We start from the raw sequence: 11,056 nt of genomic DNA on the forward strand, positions 1-11,056 counted from the left end.
CAGGGGGTGTCGACCGAGTCGTCAGTCGGAGATGAACGCGCCGATGGCGCGGTTCGACGGGAGCTCTCGGTTCTTCAGCGCGTTGCCGGTCTCCCCGTCGAACAGGTGAATCGCGTCCTCGGGGAACGAGACGGTCGTCCGGTCGCCCGATTCGACCCTCGACCGTCCAGTGGTGGTCGCGGTGAACCGAGTCCCCTCGCGGCCCTCGGCGAACCGCAGGTGGACGGTGTTCTCGTTACCCTGCGGCTCGACGACGACCACCTCGGCGTCGAAGGTTCGGTCGCCGGAGCGCCGCTCGCCGACCTCGATATCCTCGGGTCGAATGCCGAGCGTGAGGGCGCTCGCGCCGCCGAGTTGGTCTCTGGTCGCGTCCGAAAGCGGGTAGTCGAAGCCGTCGCCGCGGAAAGTGCCACCCTCCAGCGACCCGTCGAAGAAGTTCATCGACGGCTCGCCGATGAAGCCCGCGACGAACAGGTTGTTCGGCCGGTGGTAGCAGTCCAGCGGCGTCCCGACCTGCTGGAGTTCGCCGTCGTCGAGGACGGCGACGCGGTCGCCCATCGTCATCGCCTCCGTCTGGTCGTGGGTGACGTAGATGGTGGTGACGCCGAGTTCCTCTTGGAGGCGCTGGAGCTCCGTCCGCATCTCCGCCCGGAGCTTGGCGTCCAGGTTGGACAGCGGCTCGTCCATCAGGAACACCTCGGGGTCGCGTACGATGGCGCGCCCGAGCGCGACCCNTTGGCGTCCAGGTTGGACAGCGGCTCGTCCATCAGGAACACCTCGGGGTCGCGTACGATGGCGCGCCCGAGCGCGACCCGCTGTTGCTGGCCGCCCGAAAGCTGTCTAGGCTTGCGGTCGAGCAGGTCGGAGATGCCGAGCATATCGGTCGTCTCCTCGACCCGTTGGCGTATCTCGTCGTCCGGCAGGTCGGTCGATTCTTCGAGGCCGAACGACATGTTGCCGCGGACGCTCTTGTGCGGGTACAGCGCGTACGACTGGAACACCATCGCGATGTCCCGGTCCTGCGCGGACACGTCGTTGAGGACGCGGTCTTCGAGTCGGAGTTCGCCCTCGGTGACGGTTTCGAGTCCCGCCATCATCCGGAGCGTCGTCGATTTCCCGCACCCCGAGGGACCGACGAGCACGAGGAACTCCCCGTCGTCGATGTCGAGCGATATCTCTTCGACGGCGACGATGTCGCCGCCGCCGTCCTCGGTGTAAACCTTCGTTACGTCGTCGAGTGTCAATCGTGCCATGGCTACTGTTCGAGTTCTGTGAGGTCGGCTTCCTGGTCGTGTCGGCGGTTGTGTACCGCGGCTCCGGTCTCCGCGTCGAACACGTGAATCGTGTCCGGCGGAATCCTCACCGTGACGCGGTCGCCCCGCGTGACGAGGTGCATTCCCTCCGTGACCGCCTGTAACGCGTCGTCGTCGGAAGGTTGGTCCGGGTGCGAGAGGTGGAGGACGTTCTGGTCGCCGTGGGGTTCCACGACAGTCACGTCCATCTGGAGTTCGTGATCGTCGAGCGCGGCGTCGTCGGGGGCCGCGTCGGCGACTTCGATGTCTTCGGGGCGCACCCCCAAGACGAGGTCGTCGCGGTCGTCGACGGACTCCATCACGTCCTCGTCGAGCGGGTACGAGAAGTGTTCACCGACGAACGTCGACTCCGAGCGCGTTCCGCGGACGAGGTTTATCATCGGCTCGCCGATGAACTCCGCGACGAACAGGTTGTTCGGCTCGTGGTAGCACTCGAAGGGAGAGGCAACCTGCTGGAGTTCGCCGTCGTCCATGACGGCGATACGGTCGGCCATCGTCATCGCCTCCGTCTGGTTGTGGGTGACGTAGACGGTCGTGACGGCGAGTTGGTCCTGCAGGTTCTGGAGCTCGGTGCGCATCTCCGCCCGGAGCTTGGCGTCCAGGTTGGACAGCGGCTCGTCCATCAGGAACACCTCGGGGTCGCGTACGATGGCGCGCCCGAGNTTGGCGTCCAGGTTGGACAGCGGCTCGTCCATCAGGAACACCTCGGGGTCGCGTACGATGGCGCGCCCGAGCGCGACCCGCTGTTGCTGACCGCCCGAGAGTTCGTCGGGCTTGCGGTCGAGCAGGTCGGCGATGCCGAGCGTCTCCGCGACTTCGACGACGCGCTCGTCGCGCTCCGCAGACGTGTATCCCTCCTCTTCTTCCAGCCCGAACCGGATGTTCTGCCGGACGGTCATGTGGGGGTACAGCGCGTAGTCCTGGAACACCATCGCGATGTCGCGGTTCTGCGGGACGCGGTAGTTCATGTGGTCCCCGCCGATGTAGATGTCCCCGCTGGTCGGGGTCTCCAGGCCGGCGAACATCCGGAGCGTCGTCGACTTCCCACAGCCCGACGGGCCGACGAGCACGAGGAACTCCTCGTCGGCGATGTCGAGCGACAGGTCGTCGACGGCGACCGTGTCGCCGAAGCGCTTCGTCAGGTCGGTGAGTTGAATCTGTCCCATAGCTTAGGCCTCCGTGCGAAGTCCCTTGGCGAACTGCTCGGCGAACGCGACGTACAGGATGAGCGTCGGAACCGCGGCGAGGAACGCCGCGGACATCCTGATACCGAAGTCGATGCCGGAAGTCGACGCCCCGATTGCGGGCAGCACCAGCGTGACCGGTGCTGCGGGCGCGTCGGACCCGGTGACGAGCGTGAACGCGAAGAGGAACTCGTTGTAAATCTGCGTGAACTGGTAGATGAACACGACGCCGAACATCGGCTTCGAGATGGGCAGGATGATGCGCCGGTAAATCTTCGTGATGCTCGCGCCGTCGATTTTACCGGCCTCCACGAGCGAGTTCGGGAGGCTCTGGTAGTACGACCGGAACAGTATCGTACAGATGGGAATCCCGTAGGCGATATGGGTGATGACGAGAGGGACGAGTTCCGCGTGGTACCCCTGGAAGAAGGGTATCGACGCCACCATCGGCTCTATCATCCGCGCGAGCGGGAAGATGTTGTTCCAGAAGCGCGCGAGCGGGACCAACACGGCCTGGTAGGGGACGAAGACGCCGACGACGAAGAGCATCAGCACGCCCATCTGGGCCCGCCAGTTGACCATCGTGAGGCCGTAGGCGGCCATGCTCCCGAACAGGACGCTCCCGATAGTCGCCGGAATCGACATGATGAGCGAGTTGAAGAACGACCCCGAGAGCTGTTCGAGGGCGAACTGGATGTTACCGAGGGTGAAGCCCTCGCCGACCGGCGGCGCGAAGGGGAGCGAGCGGGCGACCGACTCGTTCGTCTTGATGGCGGTCATGATTCCCGTCTCTAGCGGGACGAGGAAGAAGCCGAGGAAGAACACGACGAGCGCGTACTGGGCGACGCGCCGGAGGTTCACGTCCTCGACGAGCGATGCGACGTCGAAACTGCCTGTGGATGACGACTGTGACATGGTCAGAGACTCCCCTGTTTGTACTGGTAGTAGAGGTACGGTCCGATGACGCCGAGCGCCATGACGAGGAGCATGGTCGCGATGGCGGCCGAGTAGGCCCACTCACCGAACTTGAACGCGCGGCGCACCATGAGTGTCGCCAGGATGTCCGTCCCGTTCGGCGGGCGGTAGCGTCCGACGAGAGCGTACAGGAAGGTGAACGCCTTCAGCGCGAACACCATCAACACGACGGCCGCGCTGACGGACGCTTCCTTCAGTTGCGGGACGATGATGCGGAGGTAGGTCCGAGTGATGCTCGCGCCGTCGACGCGGGCCGCCTCGAACTGGTCGTCGGGAATCGACTGGAGCCCCGCGAGGTAGACGACCATCGTGTACCCGCTGAACTGCCAGATGAGGGCGAATATCACCGCACCGAGCGCGATTGATGGGTTCCCCAGCCAGTCCACGGGATTGAACCCGAGGGTCGTCACGACGAGGTTGAGGATGCCGCTTTCGACGTTGAACATCCAGAGCCACAGTTGTGCGGTGACGACGAACGAGAGGCTCATCGGGAGGAGATAGACCGTCTGGAACTTCTCGGAAAAGCGGATGCCGTGGTCCAACAGGATTGCGAGGAACAGTCCGAGTACCAGACAGATAGTCGTAAAGCCTACCAGGAGGACCAAGTTGTTCTGCGCGGCGGCGATGAACGCGTCGCTCGACAGCGCCTGGGCGTACATCTCCAGGTCGAGAACGGAGTAATCGGGGGTTCCGAGGCCCTCGTAGTCCGTAAACGAGATGGCGAAGTTGTAGCCGATGCCACCGTAGACGGCGATGCTCATGAGGACGAACGGGATTCCCCAGTACGGCGCGGAGCGAACGAAGTCGCTGTTGAGGAAATACTGGAGCTTCGACTCCCACCCGACCGCCTCGTCGGTCGCGTCGGAGACGTGCTCCGTGTTATCGTGTGTGGCCATGGATATACCTATATTTTATTTGTGAGTGATAAAGGTGTAGTTTCGACCGAAGCCCTACTCGGAGACCGCTTCGATGAGCGCGTCGGCGGTGGCCTCGACCTTGAACGGCCCCATGAAGTTGTCGCCGAAGGCGGTCTTACACGCGCCCATCGTCTTGGGCGTGACTGCGAGCCCGTGGGCGATGGTCGGCGGGTAGGCCTCCGAATCGGTGAGGTCCTCGTACGTCATCGCGAGGAAGTCGGTCAGTTCGCTCGGGTCGATGTCGGTGCGGAGCGGAACCGACCCCTTGGGGTTGTTGAAGGCGATCTGGGCCTTCTTCGAGCCGACGAACTTCTGCCACGCGATGGTCTCCTCGCGGCTCGGGTTGTTGCTCGGCGCGACGATGGAGTCGACGTGGTAGAAGTAGATACCTTCCGTGCCCGGGAACGGTATCCAATCCCACTGCTCTTTGTAGTTGAAGCTGTCGTCGGCGCGGAACATGCCGTAGACCCAGTTCCCCTGGTGGATGGTGGCCGCCTTCCCCGAGATGACCTTCTGGCCCGCCGTCGTGAAGCTAATGGACGAGGCGTCGGCGGTGATGTAGTTCTCGTTGATAGTCTTCAGCGCCTCGAGCGCCTCCACGACGGCCGCCCTGTCGGGGTTGCCCTCGATGAAGTTCGTGTACGCCTCGACGCCGCTTTGGCTCGTCAGAATCTGCGCCCAAAGCTGGAGGTTCGTCCACGGCGCGACCATCGCCTGCGCCATCGGCGTCACGTCCGTGTTCTGGTCGATGGTTTCGAGCGCGTCGAGGAGCGCGTCGACGCTATCGAGGCTCGACGCGTCGATGCCGGCCTCCTCGAAGACGGCGGGGTTGTAGAACAGGTTGTTCATCCGGTGGGACCCGATTGGGACCGCCGGCATCTTGTCGTTGAGCTTACACATTTCCACCGCGCGGGACTGCATGGTGTCTTTGAATCCCTCGGCGTCCCACACGTCGGCTTCGAGGTCCATCAGTGCGCCCGAGTACCGTTCGAGGTTCTTCCCCGGCCAGTTGGCGAACGAACTCATCGGGTTGTTGTTCGCGAGCCGTCGAAGAATCGTCGCGTTGAGGTTCACGTTCGCGCTGGCCCCGACCGCCTGGAAGTTCGTATCCATCTCGGGGTGCTCCTCCTCGAACGCCTCGATGAGCGCGGTGACCGCCGCCTCGCCGTCGCCGCCGGCCCAGCCGTGAAGGACTTCGAGCTGCGAGTCCCACGTGCTGCCTGAACTGTCCCCACCGGTCTCGGTGTCGCCGCCGGAGCCGTCGGAACCGCTCCCGCCCTCGGTGGCCTCGGTCTCGGAGCCGCCACCCCCGGTACATCCAGCGAGGCCGGCGGCGGCACCCACGGACAGGGCTTTCAGGTACTTTCGGCGGTTCACACTTTCATCGCTACAGCCATGCTCAGCCATGTTGTACCCATGTTATCTTCCCTCATATATAGGTTGTGAATGACTGATGATGATATAAAAACGGAGGGGTTGAATCAACTCGTCTCGAAAATGTTTCGCGTTCGTTCTCCTGAATAATAGTTCGGAACCGCGTTCGACGGGTGAACCAACCGGCGAGCGGGGACGGGCGTCGTCAGCCGCGGCGCGCCTCGCGACAGGTCGGAACCTCACTCACAGTTCGCTCCGGTCCCCGCTCACTCCACGACAGTCGCCGAGTTGTCCCGCGGGCGGTAGCCGATGGCGCGCATCGTCTCCGTGAGCGAGAGGTACCGGTCGTCGTTCGCGGAGACGAGGTTGACCGCGAGCGGCGAGTCCGGGAGGGGAGCCTCGACGGCCCGGCGCATCCCCTGTGCGCAGTCGTCGGGGCTGAGCCACATCGCGCGGACGTAGCGCGCGACGTCTTCTTCCTCGTCCATCTTCTCGCGGACCTCCTCGGCCGTCAGGAGCCACCCGATGCGGAGGTTGAGCACTTCCAGTCCGTGTCGGTCCGCGTAGTAGTTGCCCAGCGCCTCGCCGAACACCTTGCTCACGCCGTAGTACGAGTCGGGACGCGCCGGGTCCGACACGCCGACCGCCTCGGCGTCGGCGGCCAGGGTCTCCGGGCGGGTCGGGTCGGCGATGTTGTACATCTGGTGGACGTGGTTCGTGCTGGCGAAGACGAGTCGGTCGACGTCGGCCGCCAGCGCCGCCTCGTAGACGTTGTACGTGCCGCCGATATTGACCTCGTAGACGCTGTCCCACGCCGCGTCGGGGTTCGGATTGGCCGCGAGGTGAACGACGATATCGTGGCCCTCGAACGCCTCAGTCAGCGCGTCCTCGTCGCGCACGTCGAGGATGATGCTATCGAGTCCCTCGCGTTCTCGGTGCGTGATGGGCGTCACGTCGTGGTCCGAGTCCAGCGTCTCGACCGTGACTCTTCCGACGTTGCCAGCCGCTCCGGTAACCGCAATACGTGCCATACAATGACAATCGACGGAAGTCTAATAAACGTGTTCCAAGCGCCCGTCGCCGGATTGCCACGGGGAAAACACGTATGCGACAGGGTCACAATCACGGTGTATGGTCGACCGACCAACCGCTTTGGAAGACCCGCTCGACGGGCGGGCGGCGCTCGTCACGGGAGCGAGTTCGGGAATCGGCGCGGCGACGGCGCGCGTGCTCGCCGAAGACGGCGCGGACGTATGTCTCGCCGCCCGCAGAGTCGAGCGACTGGAATCGCTCGCGGACGAGATTCGCGCGGCGACGGACGCCGCCGTGAGCGTCGTGCCGACCGACGTGACCGACCCCGACGCGGTCCGGGCGCTCGTCGACGCGACCGTCGAGCGGTTCGGCTCGCTCGACATCGTCGTCTGCAACGCCGGTCTCGGCGTCGACAAGCCGGTCGCTGAACTCACCGACGAGGAGTACCGGCTGATGACCGGCGTCAACGTCGACGGGATGTTCTACACGGCGAGAGAGGCGATTCCGCACCTCGTGGAGACGGAGGGCAATATCGTCTTCCTCGGGAGTATGTCCGGGAACCACCCGCGACCCCACAACCCGGTGTACGCCGCGACGAAGTGGTGGGTCCGCGGGTTCGCGTCGAGCCTGCAGGGGTCCATCGGCGAGGAGAACGTCGGCGTGACCTGCGTCAACCCGACCGAGGTCAGGACCGAGTTCGGCTCCGAGAGCGGCGAGACGCAGGCGGAGTCGTTCGACGAGGGCGAGGTGACGGAGGCGATAGAGGTCGCCGACGCCATCGCCTACGCGGTCCGGCAGCGGTCGCCGAACACGGTGCTCTCGCTCGACCTCTACCGGCGAGACAAGATTTCGCACTTCTGAAGGCGTCGACGAGAGTGGCGGCGACCCCCGCGAACTCGGGGGAAGCGTATTTTGCGGTCGATTGCGAACGAACGGCCATGACTGTCACACGAGCGGTCGACACGTCGTGCCGGCTCGGCGAGGGGCCGGTCTGGCACCCCGACGAAAAGCGGCTGTACTGGGTAGACATCGAAGCCGGGCGGCTCCACCGCTACGACCCCGAGACGGGAGCGCACGACTGTCCCGTCGAAACGTCGGTTCTCGCCGGCGTGACGATGCAGCGCGACGGGTCGCTGTTGGCGTTCATGGACCGCGGTCGCGTCGGCCGCGTCGTCGATGGCGAACTCGAAGCGGTGACGCGAATTGTCGACTCGCCGACCCGGTTCAACGATGTCATCGCCGACCCCGCCGGGCGGGTGTTCTGCGGGACGATGCCCACGGAATCCGCGGGCGGGCGGCTGTTCCGCCTCGACACCGACGGGACGGTGACGACGGTCGAGACCGGCGTCGGCATTCCGAACGGGATGGGCTTCACCCGCGACCGCGAGCGGTTCTACTTCACGGAGACCGAGGTACACACCATCTATCGGTACGGCTACGACGAGGAGACGGGAGCCGTCTCGGACCGCGAGCGGTTCGTCGAATCGCCGGACACGCCCGGACTGCCGGACGGTATGACGGTCGATTCGGCGGGCAACATCTGGTCCGCCCGCTGGGAGGGGGGCTGTGTGGTCAAGTACGACGGCGACGGAACCGAACTCGAACGGTTCGACGTGCCGACGGAGAAAGTGACGAGCGTCGCGTTCGGCGGGTCCGACCTCGATACGCTCTACGTGACGACCGCCGGCGGCGACCCGGACGGGAGAGCAGGCGACGCGGCCGGGGCGCTGTTTCGCCTCGACGTGGAGGCGACCGGTCGCCCCGAGTTCCGCTCTGACGTTCGGCTGGACTGAGCCGAAGCGGACACCGCCCGCGGGCGGTCAGTTCAGGTCGACCGCGCGCCCGGTGTCGGCGCTCTCGTAAACCGCGTCGATGGTCCGCATGAGGTCGACGGACTCCTCGCGGTCGATTCGCGGCGTCTCGCCGGTCTCGACGGCGCGGGCGAACGCCTCGACCTCGCGTCGGTAGTTATCTATCGGGTCGAACGTCTCGGTGACGACGCGGCCGTCGGTCGCGTAGGTGAGTTCGGCGGACGCCGTCGGCTCGATGTTGAACGCGGTCTTCGCCTCCAGCCAACCGTCGGTGGTCTGGACGCGGTAGTACTGCGTCTCGGGCGTATCGAACGATGACTCGACCCGGGCGGTCGCGCCGGAGTCGTACTCCAAGACGCCCGACATCCGCGTGTCGACGCCGCAGTCGCGCGTGTCGGTCGTGGTCGCGTACACCCGGTCGGGCGTCCCGAGGAAGAGTCGCGCCGCGCTGATGGCGTAACAGCCGACGTCCATGACGCTCCCGCCCGCGAGTTCGGGCTCGATGCGGATGTTCTCCGCCCCGTCGGGCAGCCGGAACGAGAAGTTCGACGTGACCGAGACGACCTCGCCGAGTTCCGAGGCGACGAGTTCCGCGGCCCGCTCGGTCCGCGGGTGGAAGCGATACATGAACCCCTCCATCAGCGTGACGCCCGCGTCCTCGCAGTAGTCGAAGACGGCGGCCGTCTCGTCGGCGCTGGCGGTCAGCGGCTTCTCGCAGAGCACGTGCAGACCGTGGTCGGCGGCCGCCCGAACCCAGTCGGCGTGGAGGCTGTTGGGAAGTGGGATGTAGACCGCGTCGAGGGAGTCGTCGGCCAACAGCGCCTCGTAACTGCCGTACGCGGTGGGAATGCCGACCTCGTCGGCGACCGCGCTCGCCCGCGTCTCGTCGCGGGACGCGATGGCGGCCGCCGCGTGGTCGCTCGCCTGAATCGCCGGAATCACCGATTCGATGCCGATACCTGCGGTGCCGAGGATACCAAACTGCATGCGGGGAGGTGCGGCGACCCCGATAATAAAACTCCGGGCGAAAACGCGTCGAATCGGGGCTTACGCCTCGTCGGAGGCGGAGTCGACGTCGGTGTCGACCGGGACGTCGGTGCCGCGCTCCGCCGCGGCGTAAATCGCATCCATCGCGCGCATGTCCACGAGCGCGTGGTCGCCGTCGGGGTCGGGGTCGGTCTCCGTCAGGAGGCGGGACGCGAAGTAGTCGAACTCCTCGGTCATCTGGTTCACCTGCTCGAAGTCGTAGTCGGCTGACTGGTCCCCCCACGACAGCCGGAAGCCGCGCTTCTGTCGGTTGTAGAACGCAGGCTCGATTTCGAGTTCTCCCTCGGTGCCGGTCACCCGGAGGTGGCTCGACTGGTAGGCCGACTGGCTGGCGGTGCAGACCGCGAGCGTGCCGTCGTCGAAGTCGACGCCGAAGCTGACGTGTTCGTCGCCGACGGCCTCGAACGCCTCGTCGTCGACTCGGGCGCGCGCCCTGACGCGGACGGGGTCGGCGTCGAGGACGAACCGGGCGGTGTTCAGCGGGTAGAGCCCGATGTCCATGACGGTCGCGCCGCCGGAGAGTTCTGGGTCGAGTCGCCACTGGTCGGGGTCGGGGACGACTTCGTCCAGCAGGCGCTGGGACATGTGCCCGTGGACGAACACCGGGTCGCCGACGACGCCGGCTTCGACGAGTTCGCGGGCGCGTCGGACGGCCGGTTCGGTCTGCATCCGATAGGCGACCATCAGGGGCACGTCGGCGCGGTCGCAGGCGGCGACGAGTTTCTCGGCCCGCTCGACCGACGCTTCGAGCGGTTTCTCGCAGAGGACGGCCTTCCCCAACTCGGCGGCGGTCTCGACGTACGGGAGATGTAATCCATTCGGCGTGACGACGTACACCGCGTCGTAGGCGTCGGCCGCGACGCCCTCGTGGAACTCGTCGTAGGTGAGCCCGTGGGTTATCGACCCGGCCAGCTCTCTCGCGCCCTCGGCTTTCTCCTTCGAGCTACTGACGGCGACCGTCGTCTCGCAGAACTCGGACTCCTCGACCGCGGGAATCGCCTCGTCGCGGGTCCACCAGCCGAGGCCGATCATGGCGAGCCTAACGGTTCCCGTCACGTCGTCGCCCTGCCAGTCGCGGCGCGTGAACTCCTCTGTGATATCGGTGGGTGTGGGTGTCATACGGTAGTGACGCCGTTCGAGAGGGTGCCGATACCCTCGACGGTGATGTCGACGCGGTCGCCTTCTTGGAGGTCGAACGGTTGTTCGGGGACGAGCGAGGTGCCGGTGAGGATGACCGCCAGTTCGGGGACCGTGTTGTGGCGCGTGAAGTACGACACGAGTTCCTCGCAACTGCGGACCATCTCGCTAGTGTTCGTGGCGTCGTCGTAGACGACCTCGCCGTCGCGCTCGATGGTCATGCTCATCTCTAACTCGTGAGGGTCGTCGATGTCATCGGGCGTGAC

10 protein-coding genes and 1 pseudogene are annotated in these 11,056 nt (G+C 65.6%); 2 read left to right on the forward strand and 9 right to left on the reverse strand.

The features are described 5' to 3' along the window. Positions 1–21: 21 nt before the first annotated feature. The 6 genes and pseudogenes from C457_RS20280 to C457_RS18505 form a co-directional block, all read right to left on the reverse strand. A pseudogene (locus C457_RS20280) lies at positions 22–1,253 on the reverse strand (ABC transporter ATP-binding protein). A gap of 2 nt (positions 1,254–1,255) precedes the next feature. Next, positions 1,256–2,479 (reverse strand): ABC transporter ATP-binding protein, encoded by a 1,224-nt coding sequence (locus C457_RS18485; protein ID WP_008097039.1) that lies wholly within the window; start codon positions 2,477–2,479, stop codon positions 1,256–1,258. Positions 2,480–2,482: 3 nt separating this feature from the next. Beyond that, a complete protein-coding gene (gene xacI / locus C457_RS18490) occupies positions 2,483–3,412 on the reverse strand; it encodes a xylose/arabinose ABC transporter permease XacI (RefSeq protein WP_004972182.1) in 930 nt (309 codons plus the stop codon). A gap of 2 nt (positions 3,413–3,414) precedes the next feature. Next, a complete protein-coding gene (gene xacH, locus C457_RS18495; RefSeq protein ID WP_008097040.1) occupies positions 3,415–4,368 on the reverse strand; it encodes a xylose/arabinose ABC transporter permease XacH in 954 nt (317 codons plus the stop codon). Positions 4,369–4,422: 54 nt separating this feature from the next. Further along, complete coding sequence (locus C457_RS18500) at positions 4,423–5,733, reverse strand: extracellular solute-binding protein (protein ID WP_193363441.1); 1,311 nt, start codon at positions 5,731–5,733, stop codon at positions 4,423–4,425. Between the two features lie 296 nt (positions 5,734–6,029). Continuing rightward, positions 6,030–6,794 (reverse strand): NAD-dependent epimerase/dehydratase family protein, encoded by a 765-nt coding sequence (locus C457_RS18505; RefSeq protein ID WP_008097042.1) that lies wholly within the window; start codon positions 6,792–6,794, stop codon positions 6,030–6,032. Between the two features lie 100 nt (positions 6,795–6,894). On the opposite strand from C457_RS18505, the gene C457_RS18510 reads away from it, so the two are divergent. Together C457_RS18510 and xacC are read left to right on the forward strand one after the other, a co-directional pair. Beyond that, positions 6,895–7,656 carry an SDR family oxidoreductase gene (locus C457_RS18510; RefSeq protein ID WP_162832780.1) on the forward strand — a complete coding sequence of 254 codons (762 nt, stop codon included), beginning with the start codon at positions 6,895–6,897 and terminating at the stop codon, positions 7,654–7,656. 77 nt (positions 7,657–7,733) lie between these two features. Further along, on the forward strand, positions 7,734–8,588 hold the full coding sequence (gene xacC, locus C457_RS18515; protein WP_008097044.1) for a pentonolactonase XacC: 855 nt from the start codon (positions 7,734–7,736) through the stop codon (positions 8,586–8,588). A gap of 27 nt (positions 8,589–8,615) precedes the next feature. Here xacC and C457_RS18520 read toward each other — a convergent pair whose 3' ends face one another. The 3 genes from C457_RS18520 to C457_RS18530 form a co-directional block, all read right to left on the reverse strand. Continuing rightward, positions 8,616–9,593: a D-xylose 1-dehydrogenase gene (locus C457_RS18520; RefSeq protein WP_008097046.1), complete on the reverse strand. Its 978-nt coding sequence runs from the start codon at positions 9,591–9,593 to the stop codon at positions 8,616–8,618. A 60-nt stretch (positions 9,594–9,653) separates the two neighbouring features. Continuing rightward, positions 9,654–10,772, reverse strand: a complete 1,119-nt coding sequence (gene gfo6 / locus C457_RS18525; protein ID WP_008097048.1) for a D-xylose 1-dehydrogenase Gfo6 — start codon at positions 10,770–10,772, stop codon at positions 9,654–9,656. Further along, the coding region (locus C457_RS18530; RefSeq protein ID WP_008097050.1) for a fumarylacetoacetate hydrolase family protein at positions 10,769–11,056 on the reverse strand (288 nt) is incomplete at its 5' end. The genes C457_RS18530 and gfo6, both read right to left, overlap by 4 nt.

Source organism: Haloferax prahovense DSM 18310 (assembly GCF_000336815.1).
GTDB lineage: Archaea > Halobacteriota > Halobacteria > Halobacteriales > Haloferacaceae > Haloferax > Haloferax prahovense.